Origin of the sequence: Bradyrhizobium sp., from assembly GCF_027451485.1 — a bacterium.
Classification (GTDB): Bacteria; Pseudomonadota; Alphaproteobacteria; order Rhizobiales; family Xanthobacteraceae; genus Bradyrhizobium.
In genome coordinates, this window is sequence record NZ_DAIDJE010000101.1 from 1 (window position 1) to 15,879 (window position 15,879).

General features: G+C 61.0%; 18 protein-coding genes. 13 read left to right on the forward strand and 5 right to left on the reverse strand.

Annotation, left to right across the window (positions count from 1 at the left end):
- Window positions 1–166: 166 nt before the first annotated feature.
- From urtC to NEZ08_RS13690, 12 genes are all read left to right on the forward strand, one after another.
- Entirely contained in the window at window positions 167–1,303 is a 1,137-nt protein-coding gene (gene urtC, locus NEZ08_RS13635) for an urea ABC transporter permease subunit UrtC (RefSeq protein WP_298107569.1), read from the forward strand.
- Window positions 1,300–2,061: an urea ABC transporter ATP-binding protein UrtD gene (urtD, locus tag NEZ08_RS13640; RefSeq protein WP_298107553.1), complete on the forward strand. Its 762-nt coding sequence runs from the start codon at window positions 1,300–1,302 to the stop codon at window positions 2,059–2,061. The genes urtC and urtD overlap by 4 nt, the downstream gene beginning before the upstream one ends.
- Window positions 2,062–2,064: 3 nt before the next feature.
- The gene (gene urtE, locus NEZ08_RS13645) at window positions 2,065–2,760 is read left to right on the forward strand and encodes an urea ABC transporter ATP-binding subunit UrtE (protein WP_298107554.1); all 696 of its coding nucleotides are present in this window, start codon (window positions 2,065–2,067) and stop codon (window positions 2,758–2,760) included.
- Window positions 2,761–2,800: 40 nt separating this feature from the next.
- Window positions 2,801–3,637 (forward strand): urease accessory protein UreD, encoded by an 837-nt coding sequence (locus NEZ08_RS13650; RefSeq protein ID WP_298107555.1) that lies wholly within the window; start codon window positions 2,801–2,803, stop codon window positions 3,635–3,637.
- A gap of 42 nt (window positions 3,638–3,679) precedes the next feature.
- Window positions 3,680–3,982: an urease subunit gamma gene (locus tag NEZ08_RS13655; RefSeq protein WP_298107556.1), complete on the forward strand. Its 303-nt coding sequence runs from the start codon at window positions 3,680–3,682 to the stop codon at window positions 3,980–3,982.
- Between the two features lie 130 nt (window positions 3,983–4,112).
- Window positions 4,113–4,418, forward strand: coding sequence for an urease subunit beta (locus tag NEZ08_RS13660; protein WP_298107557.1), 306 nt, complete (start codon window positions 4,113–4,115; stop codon window positions 4,416–4,418).
- A 19-nt stretch (window positions 4,419–4,437) separates the two neighbouring features.
- A complete protein-coding gene (gene ureC, locus NEZ08_RS13665; RefSeq protein ID WP_298107558.1) occupies window positions 4,438–6,153 on the forward strand; it encodes an urease subunit alpha in 1,716 nt (571 codons plus the stop codon).
- Between the two features lie 48 nt (window positions 6,154–6,201).
- Entirely contained in the window at window positions 6,202–6,498 is a 297-nt protein-coding gene (locus NEZ08_RS13670; protein WP_298107559.1) for a putative quinol monooxygenase, read from the forward strand.
- Between the two features lie 11 nt (window positions 6,499–6,509).
- Window positions 6,510–7,133, forward strand: a complete 624-nt coding sequence (locus NEZ08_RS13675) for an urease accessory protein UreE (protein ID WP_298107560.1) — start codon at window positions 6,510–6,512, stop codon at window positions 7,131–7,133.
- A gap of 112 nt (window positions 7,134–7,245) precedes the next feature.
- Window positions 7,246–7,899, forward strand: coding sequence for an urease accessory protein UreF (locus NEZ08_RS13680; protein WP_298107570.1), 654 nt, complete (start codon window positions 7,246–7,248; stop codon window positions 7,897–7,899).
- Window positions 7,900–8,068: 169 nt separating this feature from the next.
- A complete protein-coding gene (ureG, locus tag NEZ08_RS13685; RefSeq protein WP_298107561.1) occupies window positions 8,069–8,689 on the forward strand; it encodes an urease accessory protein UreG in 621 nt (206 codons plus the stop codon).
- Window positions 8,690–8,951: 262 nt separating this feature from the next.
- Window positions 8,952–10,601, forward strand: a complete 1,650-nt coding sequence (locus NEZ08_RS13690; protein WP_298107562.1) for an HWE histidine kinase domain-containing protein — start codon at window positions 8,952–8,954, stop codon at window positions 10,599–10,601.
- A gap of 78 nt (window positions 10,602–10,679) precedes the next feature.
- Here the strand turns inward: NEZ08_RS13690 and NEZ08_RS13695 are convergent, their stop codons facing one another.
- Window positions 10,680–11,225, reverse strand: a complete 546-nt coding sequence (locus NEZ08_RS13695) for a sigma-70 family RNA polymerase sigma factor (protein ID WP_298107563.1) — start codon at window positions 11,223–11,225, stop codon at window positions 10,680–10,682.
- A complete protein-coding gene (locus NEZ08_RS13700; protein ID WP_298107564.1) occupies window positions 11,225–11,422 on the reverse strand; it encodes a NepR family anti-sigma factor in 198 nt (65 codons plus the stop codon). The genes NEZ08_RS13695 and NEZ08_RS13700 overlap by 1 nt, the downstream gene beginning before the upstream one ends.
- Before the next feature lie 224 nt (window positions 11,423–11,646).
- Here NEZ08_RS13700 and NEZ08_RS13705 point away from each other — a divergent pair, with 224 nt between their 5' ends.
- On the forward strand, window positions 11,647–12,447 hold the full coding sequence (locus NEZ08_RS13705) for a response regulator (RefSeq protein ID WP_298107565.1): 801 nt from the start codon (window positions 11,647–11,649) through the stop codon (window positions 12,445–12,447).
- A gap of 96 nt (window positions 12,448–12,543) precedes the next feature.
- Here the strand turns inward: NEZ08_RS13705 and NEZ08_RS13710 are convergent, their stop codons facing one another.
- The 3 genes from NEZ08_RS13710 to ftsH all read right to left on the reverse strand — a co-directional run.
- Window positions 12,544–13,482: a hypothetical protein gene (locus NEZ08_RS13710; RefSeq protein WP_298107566.1), complete on the reverse strand. Its 939-nt coding sequence runs from the start codon at window positions 13,480–13,482 to the stop codon at window positions 12,544–12,546.
- Between the two features lie 196 nt (window positions 13,483–13,678).
- Complete coding sequence (locus NEZ08_RS13715; protein ID WP_298107567.1) at window positions 13,679–14,005, reverse strand: hypothetical protein; 327 nt, start codon at window positions 14,003–14,005, stop codon at window positions 13,679–13,681.
- Window positions 14,006–14,130: 125 nt separating this feature from the next.
- Window positions 14,131–15,879: ATP-dependent zinc metalloprotease FtsH (ftsH, locus tag NEZ08_RS13720; protein WP_298107568.1), on the reverse strand; the 1,749-nt coding region annotated here is incomplete at its 5' end.

The following is a 15,879-nucleotide window of genomic DNA, read 5'->3' on the forward strand; positions in this document are numbered from 1 at the left end:
CTCAAGGGACGGGCGGTGGAGGCATGAGCAAGCAAGCAAGGCCAGGGCTGCGCCCCCATGGCCCATTGGGACCCGCGAAGGGCAGAGCCGTCGGCTTCCTTTCGGAAGCGGGTCTGGGGGCGCTCGCCCCCAGTGGGTCCAGGGCAAAGCCCTGGCCTTCCTCCCGATGACCCGCGATCTTCCCGTCTGGATCACCCTGGTACTGATCCTGGTGATCGCCGCCCTGCTGGGGGCAGCCAACCTCGCGGGCAACCCCTACGTCCCCACCTATGTCGTCTCCCTGGCAGGCAAATACCTGACCTATGCCATGCTGGCGCTGGCGGTCGATCTGGTCTGGGGCTTCGCCGGCATCCTCTCGCTCGGCCATGCCGCGTTCTTCGCCCTGGGCGGCTACGCCATGGGCATGTATCTGATGCGAGAGATCGGCCCGCGCGGGGTCTATGCCAACCCGCTGCTGCCCGATTTCATGGTGTTCCTGAACTGGAAAACCCTGCCCTGGTACTGGCGCGGCTTCGATATCTTCCCCTTTGCCGTACTGATGGCGTTGCTGGTGCCGGGCCTGCTCGCCCTGGTATTCGGCTGGCTCGCCTTCCGTTCACGGGTTTCCGGGGTCTATCTGTCGATCATCACCCAGGCGCTGACCTTCGCGCTGCTGCTGGCCTTCTTCCGCAACGACATGGGCTTCGGCGGCAATAACGGCCTGACCGATTTCAAGGACATCCTCGGCGCCGATCTGCACGCCGATAGCACCCGTGTCGCGCTGCTGTGGATCACCGCAATTCTGCTCTGCGGGCAATTGCTGGTCTGCCGCTTCCTGGTGCGCTCGCGCTACGGAAAGGTGCTGATCGCGGTGCGCGACGCCGAATCCCGCACGCGCTTTCTCGGCTACCGCGTCGAATCCTACAAGCTGTTCGTCTTTACGCTGTCTGCCTGCATGGCGGGCGTCGCCGGCGCGCTCTACGTACCGCAGGTCGGCATCATCAACCCGTCCGAGTTCGCGCCCGCAAACTCCATCGAGGCCGTGGTCTGGGTCGCCGTCGGCGGCCGCGGCACGCTGATAGGCGCCGCGATCGGTGCAATCGTCGTCAATTACGCCAAGACCTATTTCACCTCCGGTCCGCTGGCGCCTTACTGGTTGTTCATGCTCGGTGCGCTTTTCATTCTGGTGACGCTGCTACTGCCCAAAGGCATCGTCGGCACCTTCAATTCGGGTGGGGGTTCGTGGAAAGCAAGTCGCTTGTTTGGCAACGCCGAAAGTGCGGCGACTGAAGACGGCGTCAGCGAACCTCATTTGGCGGAGTGAAAGCGATGGATGTGAGAGCTACTTCCGCACTGCTTTATCTCGACGGTGTGCACGTCTCGTTCGACGGCTTTCACGCGATCAACAACCTGTCGCTGACGCTCGAACCCGGTGAAATGCGTGCCATTATCGGCCCGAACGGTGCCGGCAAGACCACCATGATGGATATCATCACCGGAAAAACAAAGCCGGACGACGGCACCGTGCTGTTCGATGGGGTGACTGATCTGACCCGGCTCGACGAGACAAGGATTGCCGAACTCGGAATCGGCCGCAAATTCCAGAAGCCGACGGTATTCGAGAGCCAGTCCGTCGAAGACAATCTCCTGCTCGCCCTCAACGTCGATCACAGCGTCAGGGGCACGCTGTTCTGGCGAGGCAGCAAGGCCGAGGCCGAACGGATCGATCGCGTGCTTGAGACCATCCGCCTGAAGGACGCGCGCCGCCGACTGGCCGAAAGCTTGTCGCATGGCCAGAAGCAGTGGCTCGAGATCGGCATGCTGCTGGCTCAGGATCCGAAGCTGCTCCTTGTCGATGAGCCGGTGGCAGGCATGACGGATGTCGAGACCCATCAGACTGCGGAGTTGCTGAAACAGATCAACCGCGATCACACGGTCATGGTGGTTGAGCACGACATGAGCTTCGTCCGCGAACTCGGAGTCAAGGTGACCTGCCTGCACGAAGGCACGGTGCTGGCCGAAGGCACCATCGACCAGGTGTCGGCGAATGAGCGCGTGGTCGAGGTTTATCTGGGACGCTGAGCCATGCTGAAGGTGGACAATATCAACCTCTATTACGGCGCGGCGCAGGCGCTGCGTGGCGTCTCGATTTCAGCCGAGCCCGGCAAGGTGACCTGTGTACTCGGGCGTAATGGCGTCGGCAAGACCAGCCTGCTCCGCGCGATGGTCGGTCAATATCCGATTTCGAGCGGATCAATCGTATTCGACGGCGCCGATATCAGCGGCCTGAAACCTTACGAACGCGCGCGCAAGGGCATTGGCTTCGTGCCGCAGGGGCGCGAGATTTTTCCACTGCTGACGGTGGAGGAAAACTTGAGGACCGGATTCGGCGCCTTGAAGCGGGAGGACCGCAACATTCCCGACGACGTTTTCTCGCTCTTTCCAGTTCTACAATCGATGTTGGGGCGCCGCGGCGGCGACCTTTCGGGGGGACAGCAGCAGCAATTGGCGATCGGGCGTGCGCTGGTGATGCGACCGAAATTGCTGCTGCTTGACGAGCCGACCGAAGGCATTCAGCCGTCGATCATCAAGGACATCGCCCGCGCGATCACTTACCTGCGCAGCCTCGGCAACATCGCGATCGTGCTGGTCGAGCAATATCTCGACTTTGCCTGCGAACTCGGCGACAACTTTGCGGTCATGGACCGCGGCGCGGTGAAATACGTCTGCGATCGAACCGTCCTCGATCCGAACGAAATCAGCCGTCAGATGGCTTTGTGAGAGGCCTCGACGGCGCCGCTGCTGGGAGGGTTGGGGCCGGATGCAGAACGACACGACAAGCCGGAATGCGGCGCTTTTTGCGGCCAACCGGGCCAGGGGCACGGTGCGCTTCAATGTGGCGCACGTCGATGGGTTGACGCGCCGCCGGCAGCTGCATGAGGCAGGATCGTTGCGCGTTCGCTTTCCCTCGCCGGAAGATGACGGGCTCTCCGCGGTGTTGGTCAACACCGCCGGCGGTATTGCGGGCGGCGACCGCTTCGATATTGATGTCGCAAGCATGGGCGATGCCCGGTTGACCGTCACGACGGCGGCGGCAGAAAAAATCTACCGTGCGGATGGACCGGCGGCAGAATTGAACGTCATGCTCAAGGCCGAAGGCGGTTCGCATCTGTCATGGCTGCCGCAGGAGACGATCCTGTTCGACCGGGCGCGTATCCGCCGTCGTTTTGAAATCGAACTCTCCGAGGCAGCGTCGCTTCTGCTCTGCGAGATCATCGTGTTCGGCCGCACCGCCATGGGCGAGCGAATCCAGGCTGGCGAATTTTTCGACTGTTGGAGGTTGCGTCGAGGCGGTCGGCTGGCTCTAGCCGAAAATATCAGGCTCGATGGCGATATCGGCAGCAAACTCGCAAGTCCTGCGATCGCCAAAGGTGGTGTGGCGATCGGTATCGCGCTGATCGTACCCGGCGACGAAGCGCTGGTTGAGGGCATCCGCGAACTCTCGCAAACCTTCGGCGGTGAAGTCGGCATCTCCGCATGGAATGGATTTGCAATGGCGCGCTTCTGTGCCCAAGATGCGACCCGGCTCCGCGCCGATATGGCGGCTGTGCTCGGCCGCGCCTCCGGCTCGGCCCTGCCGCGGCTATGGCTCAATTGAGGGCGTTCAATCAATTCTGGATCAATCAATCACGGTGCCCGCATGAATCTTTCTCCCCGCGAAAAGGACAAGCTCCTGATCTCCATGGCCGCGATCGTCGCACGGCGGCGCCTCGACCGTGGCGTCAAGCTCAACCACCCCGAAGCAGTCGCCATTATTTCGGATTTTATTGTCGAGGGCGCGCGCGACGGCCGCACCGTAGCCGAATTGATGCAGACGGGTGCGCAGGTGCTCACCCGTGCGCAGGTGATGGATGGAATTGCGGAAATGATTCATGACATTCAGGTGGAAGCCACATTCCCGGACGGCACCAAGCTTGTCACCGTGCACGAGCCGATCAGGTGAAGGTAGCGCGTCCATCACCGTCGTCATGCCATCGGTTGGGCCGGGCATCCACGTGTTTCTTTTCGACGAGACAAGACGTATGGCCGGGACGAGCCCGGCCATAACGCAGTCCAAATCTTGCGAGGTGCCCATGATCCCCGGTGAACTCTTCATCAAGGACGACGAGATCGAACTCAATGCCGGCCGCAAGACGGTGACGCTATCGGTCGCCAACAGCGGCGACCGTCCGATCCAAGTCGGCTCGCATTACCATTTCTTCGAGACCAATCCGGCGCTGAAGTTCGACCGCAAAAAGGCGCGCGGCATGCGGCTCGATATTGCGGCGGGCACTGCGGTGCGGTTTGAGCCGGGGCAGACCCGCGACGTGCAACTCGTCGCACTTGCCGGCAAGAAGATCGTCTACGGCTTCCGCGGCGGCGTGATGGGAAAGTTGTAAGCAGTTTTGGGGCCAGAACATGTCCGTGAAAATCAAACGTTCCGTCTACGCCGACATGTTCGGCCCGACCACCGGCGATAGAGTGCGGTTAGCCGACACCGACCTCATCATTGAAGTCGAGAAGGATCTCACGACCTATGGCGAGGAAGTCAAATTCGGCGGCGGCAAGGTGATCCGCGATGGCATGGGCCAGTCGCAGGCGACCAACAAGCAGGGTGCGGCCGATACTGTCATCACAAATGCGCTGATCGTTGATCACTGGGGGATCGTCAAGGCCGACGTCGCGATCAAGGAAGGCATGATCAGCGCGATCGGCAAGGCCGGCAATCCGGACATCCAGCCGGGCGTGACCATCGTGATCGGACCCGGCACGGATATCATCGCGGGCGAGGGCAAGATTCTCACCGCTGGCGGTTTTGACAGCCACATCCATTTCATTTGCCCGCAGCAGATCGAGCATGCGCTAATGTCTGGCGTGACTTCGATGCTCGGCGGTGGCACCGGCCCTTCGCACGGCACTTATGCGACGACCTGTACGCCGGGTCCCTGGCACATCGCGCGGATGCTCCAGTCGTTCGACGCGTTTCCGGTCAATCTTGGCATCTCCGGCAAGGGCAATGCGTCGCGGCCGGCTGCGTTGGTGGAAATGGTCAGGGCTGGCGCATGTGCGCTCAAGCTGCACGAGGATTGGGGTACGACGCCAGCGGCGATCGACAATTGTCTGTCTGTCGCCGACGACTACGATGTCCAGGTGATGCTGCACTCGGATACGCTCAACGAATCCGGGTTCGTCGAGGACACCGTGAAGGCGTTCAAAGGCCGCACCATTCACGCTTTCCACACCGAAGGGGCCGGCGGCGGTCACGCGCCTGACATCATCAAGATCGCAGGCCTCAAGAACGTGCTGCCATCCTCGACCAATCCGACGCGGCCGTTTACCCGCAACACCATCGACGAGCATCTCGATATGCTGATGGTGTGCCACCACCTCGACCCGTCGATTGCGGAAGACCTTGCTTTTGCCGAGAGCCGCATCCGCAAGGAAACGATTGCTGCCGAAGACATCCTGCACGATCTCGGTGCGCTATCGATGATGTCGTCGGATTCGCAGGCCATGGGCCGGCTCGGCGAGGTCATCATTCGCACCTGGCAGACCGCCGACAAGATGAAGAAGCAGCGCGGCGCCCTGCCGGAAGACAAGGGCAAGGACAATGACAATTTCCGCGTCAAGCGCTACATCGCCAAATACACCATCAACCCCGCGATCGCGCACGGCGTTTCAAAATTAATCGGCTCGGTCGAGAAGGGTAAGCTCGCCGATCTCGTGCTATGGTCACCGGCCTTCTTCGGCGTGAAGCCCGAATGCATCATCAAGGGCGGTTCGATTGTGGCTGCGCCGATGGGCGATCCCAACGCCTCGATCCCGACGCCACAGCCGGTGCATTACCAGCCGATGTTTGCCGCCTTCGGCAAGTCGCTGACCGCGTCCTCCGTGGTGTTCACGTCGAAAGCTGCCGTCACCGGCGGTCTCGCGCGCAAGCTCGGCATCGACAAGACGCTTTATCCGGTTCAGAACACTCGCGGCAGGATTTCCAAGAAGAGCATGATCCATAACGGCGCGACGCCGAATATCGAGGTCGATCCGGAAACCTACGAGGTACGCGCAGACGGCGAGCTTCTCACCTGCGCGCCAGCCGAAGTTTTGCCGATGGCGCAGCGCTACTTCATGTTCTAAGCTTGCTCGCTTGTAAGCTGATTTTGACGAGAGCCGGGGAGAACATTCGTGATCTACGTTATTGCTACCACGCAAATGAAGCCCGAGGGGCGCGAGGCCTTCATTGCGGGTCACAGGGAATGCATCGCCGAGACGCTGAAGGAAAAAGGCTGCGTCTCATATGAGGGGCATATCAGCATTCATGATCCGAACATCTATGTTGTCGTTGAGCGCTGGGAAACCCGCGATGATCTCAATTCCCATGCACGCGCCCCGCATATGAAGAAATGGCGGGAGATTTCCACGCCGTTGAAGGTCTCGACCGTGATCGAGGTCATCAGCGACGGCAAGGTCGAGAAGTTCTAAAGGGCTTGAGAATGATCCGCGCCACGCAGGTCAAGCCGCAGCATCGCTGGACGGAGGCTGCCGCCGATACGGTTGTGCTCGATTTCGACGATCGCCACCGCCGGCGGCTGGTGATGACGGGCACGCGCGGGCTGGGTTTTCTGCTCGACCTTGAGAATGCGGTCGCCTTGCGCGGTGGCGACGCGCTGGTGCTGGAAGATGGCCGTTTGGTCGAGGTGGTTGCGGCGGCGGAGCCGCTTCTGGAAATTCGCGGTCGCGACGCACAGCATCTGGTTCGCCTCGCCTGGCACCTCGGCAATCGCCATGTGCCGGCGCAGATCACCGTGCGGGGTTTGCGAATTCGGCGCGACCACGTCATCAAAGCGATGGTCAAGGGATTGGACGCGCGGGTGATCGAGATCGAAGCGCCGTTCGATCCAGAGGGCGGCGCTTATGCCGCCGACGGTCACGGGCACGCCGCTCATCAATCGCATGACCATGCCGCGCATGACCATGCTGCGCAGGGCCATGAGTCGCACGATCATCATGACGCCCACGGTCATCGCCACACGCATGGCCACGGCCATCATCATCACGACGAGCATTGTGGTCACGACCACATCGGCGGCCATCATCATGCTCATGAAGACGAGTGAGCTCTCGGGCGGCGGGCAGCAGGACCCGCGGGACGCTGCCGTTGCGAATGAGGCGGCGGCGTCCTCTTCATCCAGCCTGTCGGAAGATGAGGCGGGCGCGCTCTACCGTTTGATGACCTGGCTTTCGCCGTCTTTTCCGGTCGGCGCCTTTTCCTATTCGAGCGGCATCGAATGGGCGGTCGAGGCCGGAGATGTGACGGATGCTCTGTCGCTCAGGCGCTGGCTCACTTCGATGCTGACGGACGGTGCTGGTCTTTGCGATAGCATCTTTCTGGCGCATGCGCACCGCGTCGCGTCGTCTGGTGACGATGCGCGGCTTGCCGAAATCGCCGAGCTTGCTTTCGCCTTTGCAACCTCTCGTGAGCGCCATCTCGAAACTACGGCGCAGGGCAGGGCGTTTATCGAGATCGCGCGCGCCGCATGGAATATGGCTCCGCTCGACCGGCTGGTAGCGGCTTGCGAGGTTTCTATCGTCTATCCCGTTGCGGTTGGCCTCGTCAGCGTCGCGCACCATGTTCCGCTCGCGCCGACGATTCATGCGTTTCTGCATGCGGTAGCTTCGAACTGGATATCGGCCGGCGGGCGCCTCATTCCGCTTGGACAAACCGACAGCCAACGCGTACTGGCGGAGTTTGAGCCGATCGTCGCAGCAACCGCCAAGCGTGCGCTCGAGGCATCTCTCGATGATCTCGGCAGCGCAACTTTTCGCGCCGATATCGCCAGCATGCGGCACGAGACGCAATATACGAGGTTGTTCCGGTCGTGATGGGCCGCCCTGCGGTCGTACCAGGCAAGCGAGCGGCACGTGCGCGAGCCGCGACCCATCGCAAAAGCCGGGTGCCAGTTATGTTGGATGAAGTCCAACGAGCTTCAGAATTGAATTGGGTGGTTATGGCTCTCCGACTTCGCGGGGACGACAATGGAGAAGATTCGAGATGGCTAGTTCACACGGTCCGCTTCGCGTCGGCATTGGAGGTCCGGTCGGGTCGGGAAAAACCGCCCTCATGGACCTGCTCTGCAAGACGATGCGCGAGCATTATGACATCGCGGCCATCACCAATGATATCTATACAAAATGGGATGCCGAATTTCTGGTCCGGTCGGGATCACTGACACCGGATCGGATCGCAGGCGTCGAGACCGGCGGCTGCCCCCACACGGCTATTCGCGAGGATGCCTCCATGAACCTGGCGGCAATCGCCGACATGCGAGCGAGGTTTCCAGGCCTCGACGTGGTGCTGATCGAATCAGGGGGCGACAACCTCGCTGCCACTTTCTCGCCGGAGCTCGCGGACCTGACCATTTACGTGATCGACGTGGCGGCCGGCGACAAAATCCCGTCCAAGGGAGGTCCAGGCATTACGCGCTCCGACCTTCTCGTCATCAACAAGATCGACCTCGCGCCTTATGTCGGCGCCTCGCTGGAAAAGATGGACACCGACACCAGGCGGATGCGCGGCGAGCGCCCGTTCGTGATGACTAACCTAAAGAAAAGCGAGGGCCTCGACCGCATCGTTCGCTTCATTGAGACCAAGGGCGGTCTCGAGGCGAATTAACCTTAGCGTTGCGCTCGGCGGCATCTGGCGGAACCAAACGGGGCTGCATCGGTTAATTTCCTCCGACGCCATTAACGTATCTTGCGTGGTAGTCATTTTGTGCGCCGTGCTAGACCGACCTTGCCAACTGTTATTACGTTAGATGAATCCGACTTTATGTCACCGCATGGTTGCCCTCTGCAGGCTTCGGATTTTTGGCCGTTCGGGTCACCATCAGATAGTTCTATAGTTCTTCATCAATACTTGCTGTTTGAGTGAACGAGTGGTTCGGCTGGGTCTCATCACCGGTTTTATCGCGCTGATCGGAGTTCTGCTCTCCGGGCTGGCCGCCTATCGCATCCACGGTCAGGAGGTGACGGTCGACAGCATCGCGCTGGCGCGGGCAATTGACGTTCATGCGAGCCTCGTCCAGGACCGTCTCACCGAGCGCGAGTTGCTGGCCCGCGTGGCATCGGGACTCTTCCGTTCGCCGTCGGTCATCAAGGCTAATATGTTGCAGCCGCTGCGCTCATCGATCTATGCCTTCAAGACCGATTTTGTGGTGGCTTCGTGGGTTGCTCGCCTGAAGCCGGAGGAGATCCCGGCCGCGCATACCGAGCTTGCCAATGCCGGATTCCCGAATGCGACCATCCGCGGTAACGGCGGCGTTCCGCTGCAGGCATCGAACCTCTCGCGTACGGTCGACGTCGTGATGGATGTCGAGCCGCGCAATGCGGAAACGATGGGCTTTCCGGGCCGCAGCCTGGATCGGGATCCCATTCTCGGGCCGATGCTGGACCGTGCAATGTCGGATCTGAGACCGGTGGCGTCGGATCCTCTTCCGCTTTTGCGCAAGGATGGACCGATCGGCCTCGTCCTTGCTGCACCAGTGCTTCAGGATAACGGAACGCAGCCGGCTGGGTTCGTGACTTTCTCCTACGAGCTTGCTCCCCTTATGCTGACCAACGACGACCTGTCGCTGTTTTCGGTTGCACTGAAGGATCCGCGAAGCGACAACAGCGAATTGATGGCGACCGAGAGGGGCAACGTCATTTCGCGATCGCTCGACTCGCGCGGTCGGCCCGTTGTCCGCAAGGTCTCGTTTGGCGGTCGGGACTGGACACTGACTTATTACGCCAAGACCGCCACCATGAATCGGGCCATGCAGACGGCGGCGATCGTGGCAGCCATCGGCCTTGCCCTGACCGCGATTGTCTGTGGCCTGTTCGGTTACGTCGCCTATAACAACTTACGACTGAGCCGCGAAATCCAGGTGCGGATCGGCTTTGAGCGGCGCCTGACCGCGGTCATCGATGAGCTCAACCATCGGGTCAAGAATATCCTGGCCGTGATCCAATCGATTGTGACGCGAACCCTGCGCCACGGATCGGATATCGATACCGCCCGCGAACTTTTGATCGGTCGGATTCATGCGATGTCGAACGTGGTTTCGCTGCTGAGTGAAAGCCAGTGGCAGGGCGTTGACCTGAAGGGGCTGTTCGAAGCGCGTGCAATACCTCATGCGGACCGGATTGCCATTTCAGGCCCGGAGATTGTCGTCAGCGCCCGCGCGGCGCAGTCGCTATCGCTGTTGTTCTTCGAACTGGCTTCGCATTCCGACGAGGGCCTCTCTCTGGTGGGCAAGCATCCGCACATCGTCGCGCACTGGGAAATCACCGGCTCTGATCCAGATGCCATGTTTCATTTCCGCTGGGAAGAATTCAACACCAGTGAGGCGACCCGGCGTCCCGACAGCGACTTCGGCCTCATCCTGCTCGACCGCGTGGCCCCCGAGGCGCTCGGTGGAACGTCCAAGCGATATTTCACCGACGTCAGCTATGTCTACGAATTGACGGCTCCGATGGAGACCGTCGTCGACATGTCGGAGAGAGATCGGACCGAGAAGTTCTCCGCGCCGCTCAAGCCGCGCTAACGGGCAAAAAAACATTCACTCCGGTCTGACGGCGATCGCCAGACCGGAATGATGATGTCTGCCGTCAGCCAAACGAGGCTAGCCGCTGCCACCGATCACGGCCCGCACGGTTTCGTCGGGGCCGAAATCCTCGGCGCCTTCGACATAGAGCAGTGCGGAAAGTTTGGATCTTGCGCGGTTGACCCGGCTCTTGATGGTGCCAACTGCGCAGCCGCAAATCGCCGCGGCATCTTCGTACGAGAAGCCGGATGCGCCAACCAGTATCAGCGCCTCCCGCTGGTCCTGCGGCAGCTTGTCCAGCGCATTACGGAACTCCTCGAACTCCAGATGAGCGCTTTGCGCCGGCTGCGTTTTCAGCGTCTTCGCATAGCTGCCCTCGGCGTCCTCCACCTCACGGCGCCGTTTCCGGTAGTCCGATCGGAACAGGTTTCGCAAAATCGTGAACAGCCACGCCGGCAAGTTTGAGCCCGGCTGGAAGGAATCTATGTTGGCAAGCGCGCGCAACAACGTCTCCTGCACGAGGTCATCGGCACGATCACCATTGCCGGAGAGGGAAATTGCAAAAGCGCGCAGACTCGGTACCGACGCCAGGATGTCGTCGCGGAGTTGATCGGTGAGAGGCATTATTCCCCTCCGTCATTTTTTTCGCCCGCAGTCCCCACGTGGGGATTGGCCTCGGGAACATCAAGCCTGCGGATCAACTCTACAAAGCGATCGGGTACGCCCTGACGGACGACGTCATCATACATGGCGCGCAGCTGGTGGCCGATTCTGGACTGAATCTCGGCATTCAGCCCGCCCTGCTTTTTTGCTTCCTTCATATCCTGTCCCGCGCTCCCCCGAGTGTTAAGCTTTTGTATTTTCACGGCTAATCCTCGAATCACCCAAGCGTTTCGCCTTCGCTGCCAAAGGCCTAATTCGATGTCCTGATAAAAGTTCCTTAAAGAGTGGGAACTTTTCGTTTGTCCAGGCGTAATTGTGGGGCTTGGGGATTGTCGGGTCGGCCCCCAATTCGAAGGTTCGACCCAAGAAAGATGGAGTGGGGATGTCCCGTTCACAGCTTGTTGCCGAACACTTACCGTTGTTGCGCCGCTATGCTCGTGCGTTGACCGGAAGCCAAGCCTCCGGCGACGCGTATGTTGGCGCCATGCTAGAGGCGCTGCTTCAGGATCAGTCGCTGCTCGATGAAAGCCACGGGCCGCGCGCCGGACTCTTCCGGCTGTTCACGCAGATCTGGAATTCGGTCTCGATCAACGAAGATCCCGATGTCGCGACATTGCCGATGCCGCCCGAGCGGCGGCTTTCAAACATCACGCCTCTGCCGCGCCAGGCTTTCCTGCTGTTGTCTCTGGAGGGCTTTTCCGAGGAGGAAGTCGCCTTCATTCTCGATGTTGATGTGGCCGAGGCGCGCCGGCTCGCCGATACGGCGGGACGGGAAATGGCGGCTGAAATTGCCACTGATGTGCTGATCATCGAAGACGAGACTTTCATCGCGATGGATCTCGAGAGTCTCGTGAAAAACCTCGGGCACCATGTCATCGGCGTGGCCCGCACCCACACCGATGCAGTGGCGCTGGCCAAGAATAAGCGGCCGGGTTTGATATTGGCCGATATTCAGCTCGCCGACGGCAGCTCGGGGCTCGACGCCGTCAATGAACTGCTGCGAACCTTCGAAGTGCCGGTGGTGTTTATCACCGCGTACCCCGAGCGCTTCCTGACCGGGGAACGGCCGGAGCCGGCATTCCTGATTTCGAAGCCATTCCAGCCGGCGATGGTGTCCGCCGTCGCGAGTCAGGCGCTGTTCTTTCAGCGCAATTCGCGCAACCGCTCGCCGAAAGTAGCTTGATAAGAAGGCCCGGAGAAAGCGGCCTGACAAGAATTACCTCAGGGAGAGCGAGACGGAAGCGCCGAAAGCGCGTCCGTCTTTTTGCTTGCGGCCCGCCTAATTCCGCGCGGAATGGCGTCCGACCAGAAGCAGGATCCCGCCGATCTGCGGCAGCAGCGCCAGCAGGACAAGCCGAAGCATCGCGAAATCTTCAGCGGTCGGCCGCAACATACCGCCGGAAGCCCATGTCACCAGCTTGATGGCGGCATCGCTTTGGGGGTCGGCGGCTTGCGCAACCGATGCCACCGCGGCATCGAGCATCTGGCGACGCTGGGCGACCGTTGCTTCACGCTCCCGGCAGAATTTGCCAACGCCACTTTTGCATTCCCGGTCACGGGCCGACATGGCGTCGGTCAGCGCTTCTTGCGCATTTGCAACCGCCGGTGTGATACGCGAGGCGCGCGCCGTCGTCACGTCGGTAATGTTGGTAGACGCAAAGCCGATTCCCGCCGTGACCGCGAACACGAATGTCATGAGCCAGACCGCCCAGCCGAGGGTGGCCGTTGCGCGCTGCCCCCTCTGCCAAAGGCCTGCAGCGCAGGAAGGCATCACGAGAGCGACCAGATCCGCAGCCACGCCAACGGCGAGGAAAAGCCATCCCGCGATATCGCTCGAACCCAACGACCGTGCAAACCAGCCGTTGATCGTGACTCCCACGCCGGCCAAGGCAAGCGCTGCGATCGACAACAGAACCGGCGCAAGCTGCCTTCGCGACCTGATGGCGGGTTCAATGGGGGGCCCTGGGATTGTCGGCGGCGCGGCGGATGGCTCGGCCACGACATCGTTCGCAGGCAGGAATTCCGGCGGGATCAAAAACTCCGCGGGTAATAATGACGAGGACGACGAAGATTCGGCTTCATCGCCGGTAACTCCCGCTGCTTTCGGCGCTCGCTTGCGTGAGCGGCTGGCCTTGGCGCGCCCGGGCGCTTTCCGGTCACGCTTTTTCAGCCGCGCCTGGCGAAGGGGAATCACTGAAGCAATGGTGTCGTCCGCCATGGAACCGCTCCTGCCGGCTTGCTTTGGATCAGCGGCAGGCAGAGCCATGCCTGCGCGTCGACACCTAAGATCAAGGGGAATTCCCCGTCTAGGAACGAGACGCAACAGTCGCCAATTCATTTTTGCGGTTGCTGGTTTTGGGGCGTTTCGCGTGTTGTCGGCGAACAGAAAATGGTGGAAAACGCGCCTTGCGATCCTATCGAGACTTTTTGGAACCGGATTGCATCTCTTTCTTCATCTCGATGCAGGTGAGAAGATCGAGATAACTCGTGGTGCCCAGCGCACGGGCGTCGGATTGGCATCGGTTCCGTATCGCGGCGGAGGTCGATGGCCAGACGCCATCGAGCTGATCTTTTGCAGCCCGTTCGTCGTGCTCGCAGTCTGCGCGGCTCTGGGCCGGTGTTGACCGCAACATTTTCGCATCGTTTTCCCTCGACCGGCATATGGCCTCGACGTTCAGCTTCGGCTCCCGGCCGAACGATGGGGGAGCAAAGACGGTCAGCGAGACGAAGAAAGCGAGCAACGCTGGAGCCTGCTTCATGTCGATCGCTCGCGCGATGAGGAATGCAAGAGAACCCTCCAGGCGGTGTCTCGGTTCCGACGGCTGGCGGAATGCCGGCGATCTCGCGTTGAGGGCCTCCCGCCCATTCAGGACCGCGTCGAGGCGAAGCGGGGCTTCTCCTTCTCGACAGAGTTTGCGCTCACCGCAGCGTCGGCATTCGTGATCTGCGATCGGAGGCTTGCGATATCTTCCTCCTCTAGCGTCTCCTTTTGCAGCAGCAGCGCCGCTGTCTTCTCGTGAAGCGTGCGATTGGCGGTGATGATCGCAACCGCCCGCTCCAGCGCGCGGCCAACCAGATCGCGGACTGCATGGTCGATCAGCCGCTCCGTCTCGTCACTGAACTCGCGGGCTTGGCCACCGCGGGGATCTTGCGCAGCGAACATCGGAGAACGCTCGCGGTCGTAGGCGACATGACCGAGCTTCTGGTCCATTCCGTAGCGCAACACCATGCTCCGCGCGGTGTCGGTCGCCTTGACGAGATCGTCGGCCGCACCCGTCGAAAGGTGGTGAAAGAATACAAGCTCGGCCGCGCGCCCACCAAGCAGGACGGCCATGCGGTTGTCGAGTTCGTCTTGTGTCATCAGGAAGCGGTCCTCAGTTGGGCGCTGGATCGTGTAGCCGAGCGCGCCGATCCCGCGGGGAATGATCGATACTTTGTGGACCGGATCCAGACCAGGCAGGCTCATCGCCACGATGGCATGCCCCAGTTCGTGATAGGCGACGATCTGCCGCTCCTTCGGAATCAGAATACGGTTTCTTTTTTCAAGGCCGGCAACGATCCGCTCGACCGCCGCGGTGAAGTCGCGAAGCTCGACACTGTCCGCATGCCGCCGCGTCGCGAGCAGCGCCGCCTCGTTGACGAGGTTGGCGAGATCAGCGCCGGTGAATCCGGGAGTGAGCTCCGCGATCTTTTCAGGGTCGATGCTGGTTGCAAGCACCGCTCTCTTCATGTGGACTTTCAATATCGCGATGCGGCCCTTCTTGTCCGGACGGTCGACCAGAACCTGGCGGTCGAAGCGCCCGGCCCGCAGCAAAGCCGGATCGAGAATCTCGGGTCTGTTGGTTGCACCGATCAGGATGACTCCGATCGACGGATCGAAGCCGTCCAGCTCGACTAACAGTTGGTTGAGCGTCTGCTCCTTTTCGGCGTGACCGCCGAATCCATAGGCGCCGCGGACCCCGCCAAGCGCATCGAGCTCATCGATAAAAATAATCGCGGGTGCTTCCTTACGGGCCTGCTCGAACAGATCTCGCACCCTGGCGGCGCCGACGCCGACGAACATCTCGACGAATTCGGAACCGGAAATCGAGAAGAACTTGACTCCTGCCTCTCCCGCTACCGCGCGCGCCAGCAAGGTCTTGCCCGTGCCAGGCGGGCCCACCAGCAGCACGCCCTTCGGCACCCGGGCGCCCAGCCTGCCATAGGTCTTTGAATCGCGCAGGAAGTCGACGACCTCCTTCAGCTCTTCCTTGGCTTCGTCTACGCCCGCCACGTCGGCGAAAGTGACTTTGGTATTCTTTTCGACGTAGATCTTCGCGCGGCTCTTGCCGATCGCCATCAGCCCGCCGCCGCCCTGCTGCGCGAAACGCCTTACAAAAAGCATCCAAACAGCGAAGAACAGAAGTGTCGGGACGATCCAGGACAGAATGTCCGCAAGCCAGGTGTTCGGCGCCTCGCCGAAATAGGTCACCTTGTGCTTGTCGAACTCGCCTGCCAGGGCCGGGTCGACCCGCGTCGTTTCGAAGCGCTTGGTGCCGTTCTTCTCGGGCTGCTTGAGTACGCCCTCGATGGTGTTTTGCGCGACCCAGACCTTGTCGATCTTGTTCGCATTGAG

Coding starts and splice junctions, on each gene's coding strand:
- urtE (WP_298107554.1), top strand. CDS start 2,065: ATGCTGAAGGTGGACAATATCAACCTCTATTACGGCGCGGCGCAGGCG.
- NEZ08_RS13660 (WP_298107557.1), top strand. CDS start 4,113: ATGATCCCCGGTGAACTCTTCATCAAGGACGACGAGATCGAACTCAAT.
- ureC (WP_298107558.1), top strand. CDS start 4,438: ATGTCCGTGAAAATCAAACGTTCCGTCTACGCCGACATGTTCGGCCCG.
- NEZ08_RS13710 (WP_298107566.1), bottom strand. CDS start 13,482: ATGGCGGACGACACCATTGCTTCAGTGATTCCCCTTCGCCAGGCGCGG.
- urtC (WP_298107569.1), top strand. CDS start 167: ATGACCCGCGATCTTCCCGTCTGGATCACCCTGGTACTGATCCTGGTG.
- NEZ08_RS13650 (WP_298107555.1), top strand. CDS start 2,801: ATGCAGAACGACACGACAAGCCGGAATGCGGCGCTTTTTGCGGCCAAC.
- NEZ08_RS13680 (WP_298107570.1), top strand. CDS start 7,246: ATGACCTGGCTTTCGCCGTCTTTTCCGGTCGGCGCCTTTTCCTATTCG.
- ureG (WP_298107561.1), top strand. CDS start 8,069: ATGGCTAGTTCACACGGTCCGCTTCGCGTCGGCATTGGAGGTCCGGTC.
- NEZ08_RS13705 (WP_298107565.1), top strand. CDS start 11,647: ATGTCCCGTTCACAGCTTGTTGCCGAACACTTACCGTTGTTGCGCCGC.
- NEZ08_RS13695 (WP_298107563.1), bottom strand. CDS start 11,225: ATGCCTCTCACCGATCAACTCCGCGACGACATCCTGGCGTCGGTACCG.
- NEZ08_RS13700 (WP_298107564.1), bottom strand. CDS start 11,422: ATGAAGGAAGCAAAAAAGCAGGGCGGGCTGAATGCCGAGATTCAGTCC.
- NEZ08_RS13675 (WP_298107560.1), top strand. CDS start 6,510: ATGATCCGCGCCACGCAGGTCAAGCCGCAGCATCGCTGGACGGAGGCT.
- NEZ08_RS13655 (WP_298107556.1), top strand. CDS start 3,680: ATGAATCTTTCTCCCCGCGAAAAGGACAAGCTCCTGATCTCCATGGCC.